Genomic DNA, 18,143 nt, shown 5'->3' with positions numbered 1-18,143 from the left:
CATCGGAGTGAAACGCCGGAACCAATTCCCTGGTGGGCGGTTGATCAGATCGCTCCACCAGACCCTCCGAACCGTGCATCCAAGCACCAAATAAGGGACAACAATGATCAAGAAGATGCTCGCCGGTGCTGCTCTCGCCGCTTCGGTCGCGGCCGTCGGCGCCACCGCCTCCCCGGCGATGGCCATCGGCAACGACGAGGGCACCACCACGGTGAACGGCAACGGCGCCGAGCAGGCCTACGGCAACACCGCGACCAGCGGCACCGAGAGCCCCCAGATCGGTCTGGTCCAGGGCACCCTGAACAAGCCCTGCGTGGGCCTGCCGGTCAAGGCGAACGTCGGCTCGCTGATCGGACTGATCCCGATCACCGCGCAGGACATCAACGTGCTGTCCTCGCCGCAGAACCAGCAGTGCGCCGAGAACAGCAGCCAGATCAAGGGCGACGAGCCCGCGTCGCACATCCTGGACAACATCCCGGTGCTGTCCGGCAACGGTGCCGCCAACCACTGAGGCACCCCGCCCCGCAGCGGGCCGCCGGCCGATCTCGGCCGGCGGCCCGTTCGCCGTTTCCCGGCGCGGAACCCCCGCCGCGCCCCCACCCCCGCCTACGGTGGGACGATGGCGCACCTCACCCAGCCCCCGGCGGGTCCCCGGACCACCTACTACACGGCCACCAGCATCGACGGCTTCATCGCCGATCCGGACAACTCCCTCGACTGGCTGCTGGGCATCGAGGGCGGCGACGACACCTTCGCCCCGTTCTTCAAGCACGTCGGCGCCTTCGCGATGGGCTCCACCACGTACGAGTGGGTGCTGAACCACGAGAACGTCGGCGAGCAGCCGTCGAAGTGGCGCAAGTGGTACGGGCACACGCCCTGCTGGGTGTTCACCCACCGCGACCTGCCGGGCGTCCCCGGCGCCGACATCACCTTCGTCCACGGAGACGTGCGGCCCGTCCACGAGGCCATGACCCGGGCGGCCGGCAAGCGCAACATCTGGCTGGTGGGCGGCGGCGCCCTCGTCGGCGCGTTCGCCGACGAGGGCCTGCTCGACGAGATCGTGCTGACCGTCGCCCCCGTCACGCTGGGCGCCGGGGCGCCCCTGCTGCCCCGCCGCCTGGCCTCCGGCGTCCTCGAACTGACCGGTGTCGAGGCCAACGGCCCGTTCGTCTCGCTCAGCTACGCCGTTCGTCGCTCCTGACCCGATCCGCCACGGTTCGCGACCCCCGGTGTGACGTTTTGCCGCCGTTCTGCGCCCCCCGTTGTAGTGCCGCGCGCGACCCGCGCGGCCGTAGCAGCGGACGGACCAGCGGGCGGAGGGACTTGATGGAACACGCGGTGACCGACACACCGCCGGCCACGAGCGCGCCCCGGCTCGCGGCGGACATCGTCGCGGTCGTGCGGGAGGGGACCGGCATCCGGCTCGACTACACCCCGGCCAGCCTGGCCGAGGCCGACCGGGTCATCGGCAGCATCCGGCGCGAACACCCGCCGATCGAGGCGGTGCTGCCCGCGCTGCACGGGTTCGGCGCGTACCTCGGCGAGGTCCTGGCCCGGACCACGACGGCGGCCTGGGTTGTCCTCGACGCGGAACAGCGCGGTACATTCGGCCAGCCGTTCGGCCTGCGCACGCCCGACGGGCGGATCTGGGACCCGCTCGGCAGAGCCGTCCAGCGGTACGAGAACGGGCCGCAGGACGCCCTGCACCGGTTCTACCGGGAGGTGGCGGACTGGGCGCGGACATGAGGACCGCCGGTCCCCGTGACCGGGCGGCACAGCAAGGTCGCACGTGTCGGTGAGCGCGAAGAGGTGCAGTGGGCAAGGCGGAGGTGCGCCGGCGCGCGAGGATGGACGACGCGGAACTGGGCGACGCGGTCACGCGGGCCCGGGGCGGTGACGAGGCGGCCTTCGCCGTCGTCTACCGCGAGGTCCACCCGATGCTGCTCGGCTACCTGCGCGGCCTGGTGGGCGACGACGCCGACGACGTGGCCTCCGAGACGTGGCACGACGTGGTCCGCGACCTCGACGGCTTCCGCGGCGACGGCCAGGGCTTCCGCGGCTGGGCCGCGGCGATCGCCCGGCACCGGGCGCTGGACCACATGCGGCGCATCAAGGCGCGCCCCCGCACCGCGGCGTTCGACGAGCGCACCACGGAGCCGGTGACGCTCCAGGACTCGGCGGGCGAGGCGATGGACAACCTGTCCACCCGGCAGGCCCTCACGCTCATCGCCGAACTCCCGCAGGACCAGGCCGAGGCCGTCCTGCTGCGGGTGGTGCTGGGGCTCAACGCCCCGATGGCGGCGAAGGTGCTGGGCAAACGGCCGGGTGCGGTACGGACGGCCGCGTACCGCGGCCTGAAGCGGCTGTCGGAACAGATCGCGGCGGGGAGGGGAGAGGAATGAGGCGCGGGACAGCGGGACGCGACGCCGAACGCGGCACGGCGGAACGTCTGATGGACGGGCTCGACGACGGCAGCGACGTGGCGCGGCTGCTGGCCGCGGCGGCGCGGCCCCTGGAGGGGCGCGCGGAGGACGAGGCGGCGGCGATCACCGCGTATCGCGCTGCGCGCGCGGCTTCCGTCTCGGCCTCGGCCCGTGCTGTCCCGGCCTCGGCCTCGGCCTCTGCCTCGGCCCGGCGCGGGCGCGGCTTCACGCTCAAAGCGGTGGCGGGCGCCGCGGCGTCGGTGCTCGTGCTCGGCGGTGCGGCGATCGCCGCGTCGGCGGGTGTGGGCGGCCCCTTCCACCGCGGTCGCGCGGCGGCTCCGGCGCCGGCCCCGCCGTTCGCCTCGTCCGCGTCCCCGTCCGGGCCGGCGCCGTCGCCCACGCGCGGGCCCTCCGTGCGGCCCACCGCGCCGTCGTCCGCCCCCACCGGCGGGGGCGGTTCCCCCTCCGCGACCCCGTCCGGGCCGTCGCCCTCCCCCAGCGGCACCGCCGCGCCGGGCGCCGCGGGCGGCCTCCGCGGCCTGTGCGTCGCCTATCTCCGCGACGTGTCCGGGGCGCCGGGCGGGCGCCGCCTCGACCCCGCGTCGCTGGCGCGGCTCACCGCGGCGGCGGGAGGACCCACCCGGGTCCGCACCTACTGCACGGCGCTCGCCCCCCACCCCACCGACGCGCCATCCCTCTCCCTCACCCTCCACCTCTCCCTCCCCCCGCCGTCCCCACTCCCCTGAGGGTTCCCTCCGGGGGTCAGCGGGTTCGACCAACGGGGTGCCGGCGGGGTGCCCCCGGGGCTTGCTGGGTTCGGCTTCCGTCCTGCCCCGCGCTGCGCGCTGCCGTCTGCGGGTCTCGTCGTGGCTGTTCGCGCAGTTCCCCGCGCCCCTTTCGGGGTCCGCCCAGCCCCGTGCGGTGCGTTGCCGTCCACCGGCCGGTGGTGGGTTGCTCGCGCAGTTCCTCGCGCCCCTGGTGTGCGTGCCCTTTGTCCGTGGGGTCGGGGGCGCTCCGGAAGCGTCTCCTCGGAAATGTGCATACGGGTTCGTACGTATCGGCACCCGGGGGCCGCGCACATTTCGCTGCGGGGAGCACTTCCTCCCCACCCCCTCCCGCTGATCCACCGTGCGGCGGGGGACATGGGGCACGGCCAATGTCCTCCCGCAGACGGGGACGGGCCGGAAGGGGACGATCCGGGTGTGTCCCCGCAGAACTGTGCATCCACCCGCCCAGCCGAGCGGAAGGACGGTGCACGCACAGTTCGAGGAGACACTCCCGGAGTGGCCCCTGACCCCACCCACGAACGTGCACCGCCAGGGGCGCGGGGAACTGCGCGACCAGCCACGACGAGACCGGCAGACGGCAGCGCGCAGCGCGGGGCACCCCGGAGGCCGAAGGGGCGCGGGGAACTGCGCGAGCAACCACGACGGCGCGGCACACGCCGGAACAAGCCCCGGGGGCACCCCGTTGGCGCGACAAGCCACGGCGGCGCGGCACACGCCGGATCAAGCCCCGGGGGCACCCCGTTGGCGCGACCAGCCACGATGGCGCGGCACGCGCAGCCCCCGGGGGGACCACCAGGGCGAACCCCCGGAGGGAATGTTCGGGGGGGACCGAAGGGTGGCGCTCGTACGGTGGGGGGATGGCGAGGGAACACGTGGTGCGGGGGTACGAGGAGGTCGTGGGGGCGCTCGGCGACCCCCACTTGGTGCCGGTGCCGGCGGAGGGGGGCGCGCCGTACGGGGCGGAGTGGCTGCGTGGCAGCGCCGCGCGGTTCAGCGCGGCGGACGACCCGGCCCACCTGCGCCGCCGCGCGATGGCGGAACGGGATCTGGCCCGGGTCGAGCCGAGCGCCCTCCGCAGCGCCGCCGCGGCCGGGGCGAGGGCCGGGGAGGGCGACGACCGCCTCGCCGTCGTGGGCGTGCTGGCTCAGGCACTGGGCCTGAAGGAGCCCGCCGCGATCGCCGCGGCCGTCACCACCGTCGCCGCGGCCTACTTCGGCGGCGCCGGCGCGAGGGCGGCCGCGGCCGCCGACGACGCCGTGGCCTGGCTCGTGCCGCGGATGGACGCCGCGGACGACGAGTCCGCGGCGAACCGCGTCGCGCTGCTCGTGCAGGCCTGCGACGCCACGGCCGCGCTGGCCGAACGGTCCCGCCGGGCGGCGGCCCACGCCGCGCCGGGCGTGACCGTCGACGAGCTGCTGGCGCGGACGCTGCGCGACGACCCGCCGGTCACGGCGCTGCGCCGGCTCGCGGTGCGGGACACGCGCGTCGGTGAACTGGCCGTCGCGGCGGGCGACCTCGTGCTGCTGGACGTGGCCGCGGCGAACCGGGACCCGGCCGGACGGCCGCCCCTCACGTTCGGGGTGGAGCCGCGCCGCTGCCCGGGTGCGGCGCACGCCCTGGCCCTGGCGGCCGGCCTGCTGTCGCGGCCCGAGGAGGAGGACGTGCCCGCGACGGACGGGCGCGACCCGGCGCGGGTCGTCGCGGACATGGTCGCGCACGTCCTGGACGCCGCGCGGACGTGGACGTCCTGGGACGGGGAGCCGGTGCCGAGCGGCGACCGGCTGTACACGCCGCACAAGGCGGTCCGCCGCGTCGCGGACCATCTGCTGGACCATCTCGCGGAGTTGGAGGCGCGCCTGGCGGGGGAGGAGCCGGAGCCCGACCACTGGCACGCCTCGGCGACGACGACCCCGGCCGACCTCGCGCCGTTCACCGCGGAGGATCTCGACGAGGCGCGCAGCCGGCTGACCCGGCTGGCGCGGATGTGGTCGCAGCGCCTGGGCGCGTTCAGCGGCGAGCAGCTGGACCGCTCCCCCGGCCCCGGCTGGTCGTTCCGCCAACTCGCCTTCCATCTGGAGGGTTCGGCGTACTACGCGGACTCCGTCGGCCGCCTGCCGGGAGGTGCGGCATGACCGGATCGGCCGCCTGCGCGGAGTTCGCGGCGCTCCACCGGCGTCCAGGGGTACCGCTGTTGCTGCCCAACGCCTGGGACCACGCGTCGGCGGCGGCGCTCGCCGCCGAGGGGTTCGAGGCGGTCGGGACGACGAGCCTGGGGGTGGCGGCCGCGGCCGGGCTGCGGGACGGCGCGGGCGCGGCGCGCGCGGAGACGCTGGCGGTGGCCCGACGGCTCGGCGGGGGCGGCCGGCTGCTGTCGGTGGACGCCGAGGGCGGGTTCAGCGACGACCCGGAGGAAGTCGCCGCGTTCGTGGCCGAGTTGGCGCGGGCCGGCGCGGTCGGGGTGAACCTGGAGGACGGCCGGGCGGACGGCGGCCTCACGCCGATCGCCGTCCATGCGGCGAAGGTCGCCGCGGTGAAGGCGGCGGTGCCCGGGGTGTTCGTGAACGCCCGCACCGACACGCACTGGCTGCGCCCCGAGGGACCCGACGAGACCCGGGCGCGCCTGTCCGCCTATCAACAGGCCGGTGCCGACGGGGTGTTCGTGCCGGGGCTCACCGATCCGGAGGCGATCGCGGGGCTCGTCCGCTTCCTGGACGTGCCGTTGAACGTCCTCTACACGCCCGCGGGCCCGTCCGTCGCGCGGCTGGCGGCTCTGGGCGTGGCGCGGGTCAGCCTCGGCTCGCTGCTGTTCCGGCGGGCGCTGGGCGCGGCGGTCGCGGCCGCGGTGGACGTCCGCGAGGGCCGGGTCCCGCGGGGGCCGGTCCTGGGGTACGGCGAGGTGCAGGAGCTCAGCGGCCCCTGAGGGCGCGGGCCGTCACGGCGAGACGGCAACGCCCAGCGTGTCCGCGCCGAGCGCCTTGGGCGCGCCCTTCTCGTAGAAGATGTCGACTTCGGCGAGGGTGAAGCCGGCGGCCCTGAGCATGTCGGCGACCGGCCGGGTGAGGTGGCAGCCGCCGAACAGCCGCTTCTGCAGCGGCTCCAGGCGGTACTGCCAGCCGCGGACCGACGGGTCGGGGGCCAGGCCGTGCTCGACGAAGTGCAGGGTGCCGCCGGGCTTGAGGACGCGGCGCAGTTCGCGCAGCGCCGCGTCGGCGTCGGGGATGGTGCACAGCGTCCAGGTGGACAGCGCCGCGTCGTGGCCGCCGTCGGGGAACGGCAGCCGCTGCCCGTCCAGCCCGGAGCGGCGGACCGGGACCCTCGCGCCCTCCAACCGCCGGGCGGCCAGCTTCCAGCCGACGTCCGAGGGTTCGACGGCGTCGACGCCGGTGACGGCGGCCGGGTAGTAGGGGACGTTGTGGCCCGAGCCGAAGCCGATCTCCACGACCTCACCCGCCAGGCCCGCGCACACCCGTTCGCGCAGCCGTCCCGCCTCGCCCAGCCCGCAGGCCACGTTGATCACCCGCGGTACGACCTGCTCGGTGTACACACCCATGAGGACCTCCGATGCCTTCCAGTCTCCCACCGGGGCCCCGCCGCCGTTGCGCCGTTCGCGGGATCGGTATTACGATACGAACCGGGTCGGATCGAAATCCCGCCGGGATCCGGACGACCGCACGACCGCGACGACGGCAGGGGGAACCTCATGCGTGTGACGGCTTTCGATCATCTGGTGCTCAACGTGGCCGATGTCGAGCGGGCCCTGGACTTCTACGGCGGACAGCTCGGGCTGGAGCCCGAGCGCGTCGAGGAGTGGCGGGCCGGCTCCGCGCCCTTCCCCTCGGTGCGGATCACCGAGGGGACGATCATCGACCTGGTGCACGGCCCGCGCGGCGAGTCCAACGTCGACCATCTGTGCCTGGTCGTCGAGCCGCTGGACTGGCAGGAGGTGCTGGACTCGGGCGCGTTCACCGTGCGGGAGGGTCCGGTCCGGCGCTGGGGCGCCCGCGGCTGGGCCACCTCCGTCTACGTCGCGGACCCGGACGGCAACACCGTCGAGCTGCGGTGGTACCCGCAGGACGTCGAGGCGTGAGCACCGCCGCGGGCCGGCCCCGCGACCCCGCGATCGACGCGGCGGTGCTGGCCGCCACGGTCGGGCTGCTGCGCGAGGGCGGCTACGCGGGCTTCGCCCTGGAGAAGGCCGCCGCCCGCGCCGGGACCACGAAGGCCGCGATCCGCCGCCGCTGGCCGGCACGGCAGCGGCTGGTGATCGACGCGCTGGCCACCGTGGTGGTCACCCCGCCCGTACCCGACAACGACTGCACCCGCTGCGACCTGCATGAGAGCGTGCGGCTGCTGGCCGAGACGCTGGACGAGCGGCTGCCGCCCGGCGTGCTGGCGCCGCTGGTCGCGGACTGCGCCGCCGACCCCGAGCTGCACCGCGCGCTCGTGGAGACCCTGGTGCAGCCCAGCCGGGGCGCGGCGGCCGTCGCGGTCCGGCGCGCGGTCGGCCGCGGGGACCTGCGCCCCGAGGTGGACCCCGAGCTGTTCGTCGACCTGCTGGCCTCGGTGGTCTACCAGCGCGCCCTGTTCGGCGGCGCGCCGGTCGACGCGGCGGCTGCCGCGCGGCTGGTCGACCTGCTGCTGCGCGGCGTGGCCGTCGACTTCGACCACCTGGTCCACATCGGCCGTCAGCCGCGTGAGGACCGGCACCGGCACCGCCACTGAGCACGGGACGTCTCCCGCCCGCACGGGTGAGGACCTCTGAGGCCGGGGAAGGGGCCTCAGAGGTCCTCGGGAGTGTGGTGCGTGGGGGTCGGACCCGTCACAGCCCGCCCGTGTAGAGCATCAGGTTCGGCGAACCGCCGTTGACGGTCAGCACGTTCTGGGTGGCGTTCGCGGTCAGCGCGTCCGCGACGGCCAGGGCGTCGGCGTCCGGGTGCTCGGCCTTGTAGAGCAGGGCCGTGCCGGCCGCGTGCGGGCTCGCCATCGACGTGCCGCTCAGCGTGGTGCTGCCGCCGCCGAGCTTGGCCGAGACGATCGAGGTGCCGGGCGCGAACATCGACACGCACGAGCCGGAGTTGCTGTAGCTCGCCTCGTGGTCGGTGCGGTCGGTCGCGCCGAGCGTCAGCACCCGGGGGGCGCTGGCGGGCGAGACGTTGCAGGCGTCGGCGCCGTCGTTGCCCGCCGCCACGACGGGCAGCACGCCGCTGTCGGACAGCGCGTCGGCGGCGTCGTTGAGCGCGGGCGAGTAGCCGCCGCCCAGGGAGGCGTTGGCCACGGCCCGCTGGTGGGCGTTCTGCGCCACCCAGTCCATGCCGGCGATGATGCCCGCGAGGGTGCCCTCGCCCTGGCAGTCCAGCACGCGGACGCTGACCAGCGTCGCCTGGCGCGCGACGCCGTAGGTGGCGCCGCCGATCGTGCCGGCCACGTGGGTGCCGTGACCCTCGCAGTCCTGGCCGTTGCGGCCGTCCCCGATCGCGTCGTAGCCGGGCACCGCCCGGCCGCCGAACTCGCTGTGGCTGTAGTCGATCCCGGTGTCCAGGATGTAGGCGGTGGCGCCCTGGCCCTCGCCGATCGTGCTGAAGCGGTCGTCGAGCGGCAGGGTGCGCTGGTCGATCCGGTCCAGGCCCCACGACGCGGCGGCGGCGCGGCTGGCGCGGGGGCCGTCCTGCCGGTGCGCACGGTCGGCCGTCGTGCCGTGCAGGTCGTCGGCGGTCACCGTGGCGTTCTCCTCGACGGAGGCGACGCCGGGCGTGCGGCGCACGGTGTCCAGCTGCGCGGCGCTGAACGTCGAGGCGAAGCCGGAGAAGACCTTGGTGTAGTGGAACATCGGCAGGACCCCGAACTTCTTGGCGAAGGCCGAGGGGTCCAGGCCGTTGTCCAGGGTCACGATGTACTGGTGGGGCACCGCGTTGCCGGCCCGGTGCAGCGGGGCCGGGGTGGCGCGGACCTGCTGGGCCGCGGCGCTGGTGTGCGTGGTCTGGGCCGTGGCCGCGGGCAGGGCCGCGGCTGAGGCGAGCAGCGTGACCGCGGCCGTGAGGCCGCGCGCGAGCATACGCATCTGTGGACTCCGTGGGACTCCGTAGGGGACAGCGACGGCCCGCGTGAACGCGTCACGCGGGGTGAGAGCGGTCCCAAAGTCCGACGATCATCCGTTCCGATGATCACGACACACCGTCAGAAGCCGTATCGGTCAGCCGATTGGCGGCGTCAGGGCGTCCCATGGGAGCGCCCCGCGCCGCACGCCTGGACGGCGCGGACGCGGGGCGGGGAGCGGGCAGGGGACGATCCGGTGACGAGCCGGGGAGCTGCGCCGGCCCGGGTCGCGGCTCAGCTGCCGTAGACCTGGAACTCCCACAGCGAGTAGCCGTACTGCGTGGCCCGTGCGGTGCCGTTCATCCGCACGTACCGGCCGGAGCCGGAGACGTTGAGCGTCTGGTTGCCGCCGGTGCCGCTGGTGGTCGAGTAGATGGTCGTCCAGTTGGTGCCGTCGTTGGACGTCTGGATCTGGTAGGCGGTGGCGTACGCCGCCTCCCAGTTGAGGGCCACCTGGCTGATGGTGTGGGTCGCGCCGAGGTCGACCTGCAGCCACTGCGGGTCGGAGAAGGCGCTCGACCAGCGGGTGCCGGTGTTGCCGTCCACCGCGTTGGGTGCGGTGAAGCTGCCGTTCTCGGTGGACGAGGCGGTGGCCGTCCTCCCCTGCGACAGCAGGGTGGACCCGCCGGTGCCGCCGCCGGAGCCCGGAGTGCCGTACAGCGACAACTCGTAGAGCGAGTCGCCCCATTGGGAGGCTCTGCCGGTGGCGTAGACCCGTACGTAGCGCCCGGAGGCGTTCAGCGCGGTGTCCTGGATGTCCTGGGGACTGTTGGAATTGGTGTACACGGTCGTCCAGTTGGTGCCGTCGTTGGACGTCTGCAACTGGTAGGCCGATGCCGCGGCCGCCTCCCAGGTGAGCGTGGCGTGCGTGAGGTTGTAGCTCTGGCCGAGGTCGACCTGCACCCACTGCGGGTCGCTGAAGGCGCTGGACCATCGGGTGGTCAGGTCGCCGTCGGTGGCGTTGGACGCCGGGAACGACGCGCTCTCCACCGACGATGCCGTGGTCGGCTTGCCCTGGGCGATGTCGGTGCCCAGGCTGCCCGCCGCCTTGTTGTAGACCGCGACGTAGTCGACGTTCAACTGCCCGCCGGAGACGGTGTTCGCGTTGGGCCCGCCGCCGAAGGCCGCGGGGAAGCCGCCGCCCATGGCCAGGTCGAAGATGATGAAGAAGCTGTGGTCGACGGCGTTGGCCCAGGTGGTCGCGTCCACCTGGTTGGCGTTGATGGTGAAGTAGTTCGCGCCGTCGAGGTAGTAGCGGATCTGCTCGGGCGAGGTGGAGCGGTCGATCTCCACCGCGTAGGTGTGGTAGCCCGTCTGGCAGCCGGAGCAGGCGCGTTCACCCGAGCCGATGCCGGTGGTCTCGTTGCACGGACCGCCGGAACCCACCCCGCAGTGGAGGGTGCCGAACACCGAACCGCGGCCGTTGATGTCCTCGAGGATGTCCACCTCGCCGGAGCCCGGCCAGCCGACGCCGATCCGCAGCGGGGAGCCGAGCATCCAGAACGCCGGCCAGTAGCCGGCGCCGTTGGCGGTGGTGACGTCCGGCTGCTGGATGGACGCCTGCATCCGCACGACGCCGCCCGGCACCGCGCCGAACCCGTCGGCCTGGGTCTCCACCCGGCCCGAGGTCCAGCCGGAGTTGGGGTCGGTGCCCGAGTGCAGGGCCTTGAGCACCAGGTGGCCGTTGCCGTCGTGGTAGACGTTCGCGGTGCTGGTGGTCGTCGTCTCGATCTCGCCGGTGCCGAAGCTGCTGCCGGGCCCGGCGTCGTACCGCCAGGCGCCGGTGTCCAGACCGGTGTTGGCGGTGCCGTTGAAGTCGTCGCTCCAGGTCGTGGTGAACCCGGCCGGCGCGGCCGGCACGGTGGACGGCTGGACCGCCGCGGGCCTGGCCGCCTGGGCCGCGCTGTCCGTGGGGGGTTGCGCGGCCTGGGACGGCGCCCCGGCCAGGGCGACCGTGGCGAGGGCGGCCAGGGCCACCGCCCCGACCGCGGTCCGCCCGGCGGACCAGCGCCGCCGTGCCCGCGACCGCGTGTCTCTGAGGAACATGCGTACTCCTCTTCACCTGTTGTGGGGGGTGGCGGCCGCGACTGGTCGGGGCGCGGCCGCCGGGGGTGTCAGGGAACTGTGAGAGCGCTCTCAGGAGAGTCGTCGCTCCCCGCACCTCTGTCAAGAGATCCGGCAACGTTTACGGAGCCCCGCAACTGCCCTTTTTCCGGGGCCACTTGCGTGCGCGCCGCATCGGGGCGGCGCCGCCCCGGTCAGGGCGCCGGCGGCGGGAAGGAGTCGGCCAGGTCGGCGGGCGCGGCCTGCCGCCACGAGTCGAGCAGGATGTCGTACAGCTCGCCGGCGTCGTCCAGGGCGGCGAGCCGGGCCCGCACCCAGGAGGAGTGCGCCTCGTGGGGCGGCACCCAGAACTTGCCCGGCTCCGCGGCGATCAGCTCGGCCCGCTCGTGCCGCGGACAGCGGACGGCGAACGACGTGCCGTCGTCCGGCACGGTGACGAACATGCGGCCGGCGACGTGGAACGTGGGGTGGTTCCACAGCTCCTTCTCCACCGTCGCGGGGAACGACAGGGCGACGCGGCGGACGTCCTCGGCATCGAGCATGGCGGCGGGCCTCCGGTCGGGGCCGCGGGGACGCGGCGCGTGGCTCCATCATCGGGCCGCCGGGCACCCGGGCGGGACGCCGGGGTCTCAGCCCGCGGAACCCGTGGCGCGGGCGAACGCCGCCGCGTCCACGACGGCCGCGCCGCCCGTGTCGTTGTTGAAGTACGCGTACACGTCGTCCGCCGCGCCCGGCCACGCCTCGCGCACCCGCCGCGCCCAGGTGTGCAGCGCGGTGCGGCCGTACCGGGGGGACGGGGTGGCGCGGCCGCCGTGGAAGCGCAGATAACCCCACGGCGCGGTGGTCCACAGCGGCGCCACCGGGCGCGACCCGCGGTCCGCCCAGCACAGGGCGCTGCCGCGGCGCTCCAGCACCGCCCGCAGCGCGCCCTCCGCCTCCCACCACGACGGGTGCCGCGGCTCGACCGCCACCCGCACCGCGCGCGGGAAGCAGCGCAGACAGGCGTCCAGGGCGTCCGGGTCGGCGCGCAGGGTCGGCGGCAGCTGCAGCAGGACCGGGCCGAGCCGGTCGCCGAGGGACGCGGCCCGCTCCATCAGCCGGTGCACCGGCTCCTCGGGGTCGCGCAGGCGCTTGATGTGCGTCAGGTAGCGGCTGGCCTTGACGGCCATCACGAACCCGTCGGGCGTGCGCCGCCGCCACGCGGCGAACGTCTCCGCCTCGGGCAGCCGGTAGAAGGCGTTGTTGTTCTCGACGGTGGCGAACCGGCCCGCGTACTCCTCCAGCCACAGCCGCTGCGGCAGCTCCGGCGGGTAGAGCACGCCGCGCCAGTCCCGGTACTGCCACCCCGAGGTTCCGATGTGCACGGGCATGAAGCGATACGTGCCCGGTACGCGGTGAGGCGTACCGGGCACGTGGTGCGGTTCTCGGCCGGCCCAGGGGGCCGGGTCGGATCAGAACAGCTTGCTGTAGGTGTTCCAGCCGGCGGTGCCGATCTCCACGCGCTTGGCGAACGTGGAGGTGCCGGCCTTGCCCGTGCCGCTGTAGCGGTAGAGCTGGCCGCCGGAGGTCGCGGCGACGATGTCGGCGCGGCCGTCACCGTCCAGGTCGCCGACCGCGGCGAGCTTGCTGTAGGTGTTCCAGCCGGCGCCGATGTCCACGCGGGCCTTGAACGGCGCCGGGCCGGAGCCCGTGCCCTGGTACAGGTACAGGTGGCCGTTGCTCGCGCGGGCCACGATGTCGGAGAAGCCGTCGCCGTTGATGTCGCCGGCGCCGACGATCTGGTTGTAGCCGCCCCAGCCCGCGCCGACCTTGCCGCGGCCGTAGAACGTGCCGTCGCCCTTGCCGGTCAGCAGCCACAGCACGCCGCTGCCGTCACGGGCCAGCAGGTCCGAGCGGCCGTCGTTGTTCAGGTCGCCGGGGCCGAAGACGGTGTTGTAGCCGCCCCAGCCGGAGCTGATGTAGGTGGACGGGTTGGTGTCGTCGTCCCAGAGCTGGCCGTTGTAGATCTGCAGCAGCGGGTCCCAGCCCTCGTCGGTCAGGGGCATCGGGTAGAGCACGTTGGCGCCCTGCCAGACGCCGGTCTGGCCGAACTGCTGGCGGGTGCTGAGGCCGCCGGTGTTGTCGCCGTAGTAGTAGTACAGGTTGCCCGAGGACGTCTGGGTCATCAGGTCGCCCCGGCCCCAGACCTGCTCGTGTCCCTGGTTGGCGATGACCGCGGTGTTCCAGCCGTTGCCCAGCTCGATGCGCGGGGCGAGGGTGCCCGTCCCGCTGCCGTCGGCCCGGTATCCCCACAGGGTGCCGTCGAGCGACCGGCCCATGATCTGGTACCCGTACAGGGCGCCGTCGCCCCAGCCGACGAGCTGGTTGTAGACGCCCCAGCCGTGGCCGATCTTCACCCGCGCGGCGACCGGGCTGGCGGCCGTGCCGTCCAGCTTGTACATCCACAGGTCGCCGTTGAGGTCGCGGGCCACCAGCGTCTCGTAGCCGGTGCCGGTGAGGTCGCCGGCGCCGATCAGCTGGTCGTAGATGCCGTACCCGTGGCCGACCTTGACCCGCCCGGAGAACGGGGCGGAAACGTTGCCGGTGCTCTTGTAGAGGTACAGGTCACCGGACGGCGTGCGGGCCAGCAGGTCACCGAAGCCGTCGCCGGTGATGTCGCCGACGGCCACGACCTGGTTGTAGCCCTGCCAGCCGCCGCCGCTCCACAGCGTGGAGCCGCCGACCAGGCCGCTGGTGGAGAACATGCTGAGGCGACCGGACTGGGTGAGTGCCAGGACCTCGTCGCCGGCGTAGCTGTCGGTCAGGTTGCCCGGCGTGAGCAGCGAGTTGTAGTAGACGCCGGGCTTACCGAGATCGGTGTAGCCCTGCTGGCCCTGCAGGGCCTTCGCGCTGCTCAGCACGCCGACCGAGTGGTCGCCGATGTCCTGGACCAGCATGTCCCCGACGCCGTCGCCGTCGTAGTCGTAGCGCGGCGTCTGCGCGGCCGTGCCGGCCGCCGTGGAGTAGCCCGACTTCGCGGACTTCGGCAGGGTCAGCGTCGGGTGCTGGGTGACCTGCGGGGTGATGCGCTGGACGGAGTGCGGCGCGGTGCCGCTGTCGGCGCTGGCGATGCCGGCGGGGGCGAGCGCGAACGCGGTCGCGGCCAGCGCGCCGGTGGTGCAGGCCGCCAGCAGGCGGCCGCGGCGGCGCGCGGCAGGGCGCGCCGAAGAAGATGAGAACACAATCCCCCCCAGGGATGTGAGTGCTGCTGCGCAGTGGCGCAGCGAAGGAGGCCGGGGAGCAAAAGTGCTCTGCCCGGGCCAGGTGAGTCTAGACCTGCCCTCGCCGGACGCGCAGCGGCATATCCCCTCTGACGCCAGGCCGGCCGGCACCACCCCGGTTCGCGCAGGTCGGACGGCGTGGCGGCCCGCCCGGAAGGACCGGCGGCGGTCCTCGCGGGACCGGCCCGCGGCCGTTCAGGCCCGGGTGGGGGCGATCTGCTGGGAGATCCAGGTCAGGGCGGTGGGCAGCATCGAGCGCCACACCTGGGTGTTGTGGCCGCCGCGCTGGATCGTCAGCAGGCGGCTCTCGCCGGGGTGGTGGAGTGTGCTGAGCAGCGCGCGGGCCGCGAACACCGTGTCGCTGTCCTGGTAGCTGCCGGCCATGAGCAGCACGATGTCCGGCTGACGCTTGGCGTTGTGCAGTTCCAGGTACGGGTTGTTGGCGCGGGCCAGCGCCGGATCGCGGGTCACCAGGCCCGCTTCGGGCGCGTTGTAGCCGGAGAGGCTGACCACGGCGTGGAACGCCCTGGGGTGGTGCAGCGCGGTGTTGGCGGCGCAGTAGGCGCCCGCGGAGTAGCCCATGATCGCCCAGTGGTGCGGCCCCGGCTCCGCTCTGAAGCGGTGCGTGACGAGGTCCGGGACGTCCGCGCCCAGCCACGTCGAGGTGTGCGCGCCGTGCGGCAGGTCCGCGCAGCCCGGATCCACCCGCCCGAGGACGTTCATCTTCGGCGCCACCAGGATCATCGGCGCCACCTTGCGCTGTTCGATCAGCGACGCCATTTCGCGGCCCGCGCCCATCGCGCCGAACCACGCCCCCGGGCTCCCGGGGTAGCCGGGCAGCAGTTCCACCACCGGGAAGCGGGCGTGCCGGTACGCGGGCTGCCCGTACTGCGGCGGCAGCCACACCAGGACGTTGCCGGTGATGTGCGAGCGCGGCCCGGTCACCATCGCCGTGAGCACCCCGTCCTTGCCCGGGACGAAGTCCGCCTGCCGGGCGGCGGTCGGGTCGGCCGGGACGCCGGCGTTCCCCGGGCCCGCCGCGTTCAGCTGCACCTGCCCGTTGTCGCCCATCAGGTCGCTCCACGACTCGTACAGGCCGTAGGTGTTGTTCACCCAGATCAGCACCGCGAGCACCGCCGCCGCCTGGCTGACCACCACCATGCCCAGCCGGCCGGCGATCCGGACGCCGTACGGACCCGGCAGCCGGTTCCACGCCAGCAGCATCAGCACCATCACGACCGGCACCAGGAGGATGCTCAGCACGAAGAGTGCGGTGCCGGTGAGACTCATGACGCTCCCTGGTTTCGTGGTCGGCCGGGCGGCGGGGTGGGGGACCGCCGGCGGATCCGCCGCGGTCCTCGGACGGGCGGCCCACCGGGCGGGTCCTTCCGCATCCACCCGTTAGATGGGTGTTCGGCAGGAATGGTTCAGTCGTGGCAGGCCACTCCTTTCCGTTCATCCCGCTGCGCCGCGGCGCGCCGACGGGCACACTCGGTACCCGGAACCCTGCCGGCCGGGGCGGAGGTGGTGCCGTGAACGGGATTCCGCTGCTCACCGTGCGGGGTGTCAGCAAGCGGTTCGGGGCCGTGCAGGCGCTGTGTGACGTCGATCTCGACGTGCGCGCCGGCGAGGTCGTGGGCCTCGTCGGCAGCAACGGCGCCGGCAAGTCGACCCTGGTCAAGGTGATCTCCGGGGTCACCGTGCCCGACGACGGCAGCGTCGTCTGGCGCGGCCGCGGCGCCGACCCGCGCCGGCCCATGGACGCCCAGCGCCTCGGCATCGCCACCGTGCACCAGAACCTGGCGCTGTGCGACAACCTCGACACCGTCGACAACCTCTACCTCAACCGCGAGCTGCGCAGGTTCGGCATGCTCGACGAGGTCGGCATGGAGAAGCGCGCCCGCGCCATGCTGGAGTCGCTGTCGGTGCACGTCCCCAGCCTCCGGGTGCCCGTCGCCTCGCTGTCCGGCGCCCAGCGCCAGGGCGTGGCCATCGTGCGCGCCCTCATCGGGCGGCCCGATCTCGTCGTGCTCGACGAGCCCACCGCCGCGCTCGGGCCGAGCCAGGCCGACCAGGTGCTGGACCTGATACGCCGGCTGCGCGACGACGGCGCGGCGGTGATCTTCGTCAGCCACGAGATGGAGGAGGTGCGGGCGGTCGCCGACCGCGTGGCGGTGCTGCGGGTCGGCCGCAACACCGGCTTCTTCGACACCCGGTACACCACCCAGGAGCAGATCGACTCCGCCGTCACCGGCAACCAGCGGATGGCGGTCAACCTCCAGCACAGCCTGCTGCCGCACGGGCTGCCCGAGCAGGACGCGCTCGACGTCGGCTACCGCTACCTGCCGGCGCAGGCCGGCGTCGGCGGCGACTGGTTCGACGTCATCCCGCTCTCCGGCGCCCGCGTCGCCCTCGTCGTCGGCGACATCGTCGGCCACGGCCTGCACGCCGCCGCGACGATGGGACGGCTGCGCACCGCCGTCCACAACTTCTCCATGCTCGACCTGCCGCCGGACGACCTGCTCGCCCACCTCGACGACCTCGTCGCCCGCATCGACAAGGACGAGGCCGACGCCGACGGCGGCGCCACCATCGCCGGGGCGACCTGCCTCTACGCGATCTACGACCCGGTCTCGGGCACCTGCGAGATGGCCCGGGCCGGGCACCTGCCGCCCGCACTGGTCCTGCCCGACGGCACCACCGCGTTCCTCGACCTCCCCGCCGGGCCGCCGCTCGGCCTCGGCGGCCTGCCCTTCGAGTCCGTCGCGCACCACCTGCCCGAAGGCAGCCGCATCGTCCTCTACACCGACGGCCTCGTCGAGGACCGCACCCGCGACATCGACGCCGGGCTCGACCTCCTGCGGGCCGCCCTCGCGGCCGGGCCCGGCCGCACCCCCGACGAGATGTGCGACGCGGTCGTCGGCGCGCTGCTCCCCGCGGTGCCGCAGGACGACGTGGCCCTCCTCGTCGCCCGCACCCGGGCGCTGCCCGACGACCACATCGCCTGCTGGGACGTCCCCGCGGACCCCGCGGCGGTCTCCGCGGTCCGCACCCGCGCCAGCGAGCAGCTCGCCCGCTGGGGCCTGGCGGAGCTGGAGTTCGGCACCGAGCTGATGCTCAGTGAGCTGGTCACCAACGCGATTCGGCATGCCGCCGGGCCGATCCGGGTGCGCCTGCTGCTGGACCGCACCCTCATCTGCGAGGTCGCCGACGCGAGCAGCACCGCGCCGCACCTGCGGTACGCGGCCACCACCGACGAGGGTGGGCGCGGGCTCTTCCTCGTCGCCCACGTCGGCGAGCGCTGGGGTACGCGGTACACGCCCGAGGGCAAGATCATCTGGGTCGAGCAGCGGTTGCCGGCGGGGTGCCACCGGGGTTAGGCCGGCCGGCGGGGTGCCACCGGGGCTTTTGGGGTTCGGCTTCCGTCCTGCCCCGCGCTGCGCGCTGCCGTCTGCGGGTCTCGTCGTGGCTGTTCGCGCAGTTCCCCGCGCCCCTTTCGGGGTCCGCCCAGCCCC

General features: G+C 74.2%; 17 protein-coding genes. 10 read left to right on the top strand and 7 right to left on the bottom strand.

Annotation, left to right across the window (positions count from 1 at the left end; genetic code table 11):
* Window positions 1–103: 103 nt before the first annotated feature.
* The 7 genes from BMW99_RS35030 (at window position 104) to BMW99_RS35000 (ending at window position 6,131) form a co-directional block, all read left to right on the top strand.
* Window positions 104–511: a rodlin gene (locus BMW99_RS35030; protein WP_069467447.1), complete on the top strand. Its 408-nt coding sequence runs from the start codon at window positions 104–106 to the stop codon at window positions 509–511.
* A 108-nt stretch (window positions 512–619) separates the two neighbouring features.
* Window positions 620–1,201: a dihydrofolate reductase family protein gene (locus tag BMW99_RS35025; RefSeq protein WP_069466296.1), complete on the top strand. Its 582-nt coding sequence runs from the start codon at window positions 620–622 to the stop codon at window positions 1,199–1,201.
* 137 nt (window positions 1,202–1,338) lie between these two features.
* Window positions 1,339–1,746 (top strand): hypothetical protein, encoded by a 408-nt coding sequence (locus tag BMW99_RS35020; protein ID WP_245791761.1) that lies wholly within the window; start codon window positions 1,339–1,341, stop codon window positions 1,744–1,746.
* 68 nt (window positions 1,747–1,814) lie between these two features.
* Complete coding sequence (locus tag BMW99_RS35015; RefSeq protein ID WP_075018198.1) at window positions 1,815–2,402, top strand: RNA polymerase sigma factor; 588 nt, start codon at window positions 1,815–1,817, stop codon at window positions 2,400–2,402.
* Window positions 2,399–3,169 carry a hypothetical protein gene (locus BMW99_RS35010; protein WP_143080599.1) on the top strand — a complete coding sequence of 257 codons (771 nt, stop codon included), beginning with the start codon at window positions 2,399–2,401 and terminating at the stop codon, window positions 3,167–3,169. The genes BMW99_RS35015 and BMW99_RS35010 overlap by 4 nt, the downstream gene beginning before the upstream one ends.
* Window positions 3,170–4,068: 899 nt before the next feature.
* A complete protein-coding gene (locus tag BMW99_RS42990; RefSeq protein WP_322900219.1) occupies window positions 4,069–5,343 on the top strand; it encodes a hypothetical protein in 1,275 nt (424 codons plus the stop codon).
* Window positions 5,340–6,131: an isocitrate lyase/PEP mutase family protein gene (locus tag BMW99_RS35000; protein ID WP_069465881.1), complete on the top strand. Its 792-nt coding sequence runs from the start codon at window positions 5,340–5,342 to the stop codon at window positions 6,129–6,131. Before BMW99_RS42990 ends, BMW99_RS35000 begins: the two co-directional genes overlap by 4 nt.
* Before the next feature lie 12 nt (window positions 6,132–6,143).
* Here the strand turns inward: BMW99_RS35000 and BMW99_RS34995 are convergent, their stop codons facing one another.
* Window positions 6,144–6,761: a class I SAM-dependent methyltransferase gene (locus BMW99_RS34995; RefSeq protein WP_069465880.1), complete on the bottom strand. Its 618-nt coding sequence runs from the start codon at window positions 6,759–6,761 to the stop codon at window positions 6,144–6,146.
* A 150-nt stretch (window positions 6,762–6,911) separates the two neighbouring features.
* Here BMW99_RS34995 and BMW99_RS34990 point away from each other — a divergent pair, with 150 nt between their 5' ends.
* Window positions 6,912–7,298, top strand: coding sequence for a VOC family protein (locus tag BMW99_RS34990; protein ID WP_069465879.1), 387 nt, complete (start codon window positions 6,912–6,914; stop codon window positions 7,296–7,298).
* Complete coding sequence (locus BMW99_RS34985; protein ID WP_079138803.1) at window positions 7,295–7,933, top strand: TetR/AcrR family transcriptional regulator; 639 nt, start codon at window positions 7,295–7,297, stop codon at window positions 7,931–7,933. The genes BMW99_RS34990 and BMW99_RS34985 overlap by 4 nt, the downstream gene beginning before the upstream one ends.
* A 97-nt stretch (window positions 7,934–8,030) precedes the next feature.
* Here the strand turns inward: BMW99_RS34985 and BMW99_RS34980 are convergent, their stop codons facing one another.
* From BMW99_RS34980 to BMW99_RS34955, 6 genes are all read right to left on the bottom strand, one after another.
* Entirely contained in the window at window positions 8,031–9,269 is a 1,239-nt protein-coding gene (locus BMW99_RS34980; protein ID WP_075018196.1) for a S8 family peptidase, read from the bottom strand.
* A gap of 269 nt (window positions 9,270–9,538) precedes the next feature.
* Window positions 9,539–11,350 (bottom strand): discoidin domain-containing protein, encoded by a 1,812-nt coding sequence (locus BMW99_RS34975; protein WP_079138276.1) that lies wholly within the window; start codon window positions 11,348–11,350, stop codon window positions 9,539–9,541.
* Between the two features lie 212 nt (window positions 11,351–11,562).
* Window positions 11,563–11,910: an MmcQ/YjbR family DNA-binding protein gene (locus tag BMW99_RS34970; RefSeq protein WP_069462741.1), complete on the bottom strand. Its 348-nt coding sequence runs from the start codon at window positions 11,908–11,910 to the stop codon at window positions 11,563–11,565.
* 87 nt (window positions 11,911–11,997) lie between these two features.
* The gene (locus BMW99_RS34965; protein ID WP_069462742.1) at window positions 11,998–12,738 is read right to left on the bottom strand and encodes a DUF72 domain-containing protein; all 741 of its coding nucleotides are present in this window, start codon (window positions 12,736–12,738) and stop codon (window positions 11,998–12,000) included.
* Window positions 12,739–12,819: 81 nt separating this feature from the next.
* On the bottom strand, window positions 12,820–14,589 hold the full coding sequence (locus BMW99_RS34960; RefSeq protein WP_069462743.1) for an FG-GAP repeat domain-containing protein: 1,770 nt from the start codon (window positions 14,587–14,589) through the stop codon (window positions 12,820–12,822).
* Between the two features lie 234 nt (window positions 14,590–14,823).
* Window positions 14,824–15,918, bottom strand: coding sequence for an alpha/beta hydrolase (locus tag BMW99_RS34955; RefSeq protein ID WP_079138277.1), 1,095 nt, complete (start codon window positions 15,916–15,918; stop codon window positions 14,824–14,826).
* A gap of 119 nt (window positions 15,919–16,037) precedes the next feature.
* On the opposite strand from BMW99_RS34955, the gene BMW99_RS42985 reads away from it, so the two are divergent.
* Window positions 16,038–18,008: a SpoIIE family protein phosphatase gene (locus tag BMW99_RS42985; protein WP_079138278.1), complete on the top strand. Its 1,971-nt coding sequence runs from the start codon at window positions 16,038–16,040 to the stop codon at window positions 18,006–18,008.
* Window positions 18,009–18,143: the final 135 nt, after the last annotated feature.

Origin of the sequence: Actinacidiphila rubida (assembly GCF_900110255.1) — a bacterium.
Classification (GTDB): Bacteria; Actinomycetota; Actinomycetes; order Streptomycetales; family Streptomycetaceae; genus Actinacidiphila; species Actinacidiphila rubida.
Note: the sequence above shows the minus strand (reverse complement) of the source record. Positions and strands in the feature narration are given on the sequence as shown.

Excerpts from the sequence above, each read along its gene's own strand:
- BMW99_RS35030 (WP_069467447.1), top strand. The coding sequence starts at position 104 with ATGATCAAGAAGATGCTCGCCGGTGCTGCTCTCGCCGCTTCGGTCGCG.
- BMW99_RS35025 (WP_069466296.1), top strand. The coding sequence starts at position 620 with ATGGCGCACCTCACCCAGCCCCCGGCGGGTCCCCGGACCACCTACTAC.
- BMW99_RS35010 (WP_143080599.1), top strand. The coding sequence starts at position 2,399 with ATGAGGCGCGGGACAGCGGGACGCGACGCCGAACGCGGCACGGCGGAA.
- BMW99_RS42990 (WP_322900219.1), top strand. The coding sequence starts at position 4,069 with ATGGCGAGGGAACACGTGGTGCGGGGGTACGAGGAGGTCGTGGGGGCG.
- BMW99_RS35000 (WP_069465881.1), top strand. The coding sequence starts at position 5,340 with ATGACCGGATCGGCCGCCTGCGCGGAGTTCGCGGCGCTCCACCGGCGT.
- BMW99_RS34995 (WP_069465880.1), bottom strand. The coding sequence starts at position 6,761 with ATGGGTGTGTACACCGAGCAGGTCGTACCGCGGGTGATCAACGTGGCC.
- BMW99_RS34990 (WP_069465879.1), top strand. The coding sequence starts at position 6,912 with ATGCGTGTGACGGCTTTCGATCATCTGGTGCTCAACGTGGCCGATGTC.
- BMW99_RS34980 (WP_075018196.1), bottom strand. The coding sequence starts at position 9,269 with ATGCGTATGCTCGCGCGCGGCCTCACGGCCGCGGTCACGCTGCTCGCC.
- BMW99_RS34975 (WP_079138276.1), bottom strand. The coding sequence starts at position 11,350 with ATGTTCCTCAGAGACACGCGGTCGCGGGCACGGCGGCGCTGGTCCGCC.
- BMW99_RS34970 (WP_069462741.1), bottom strand. The coding sequence starts at position 11,910 with ATGCTCGATGCCGAGGACGTCCGCCGCGTCGCCCTGTCGTTCCCCGCG.
- BMW99_RS34965 (WP_069462742.1), bottom strand. The coding sequence starts at position 12,738 with ATGCCCGTGCACATCGGAACCTCGGGGTGGCAGTACCGGGACTGGCGC.
- BMW99_RS34955 (WP_079138277.1), bottom strand. The coding sequence starts at position 15,918 with ATGAGTCTCACCGGCACCGCACTCTTCGTGCTGAGCATCCTCCTGGTG.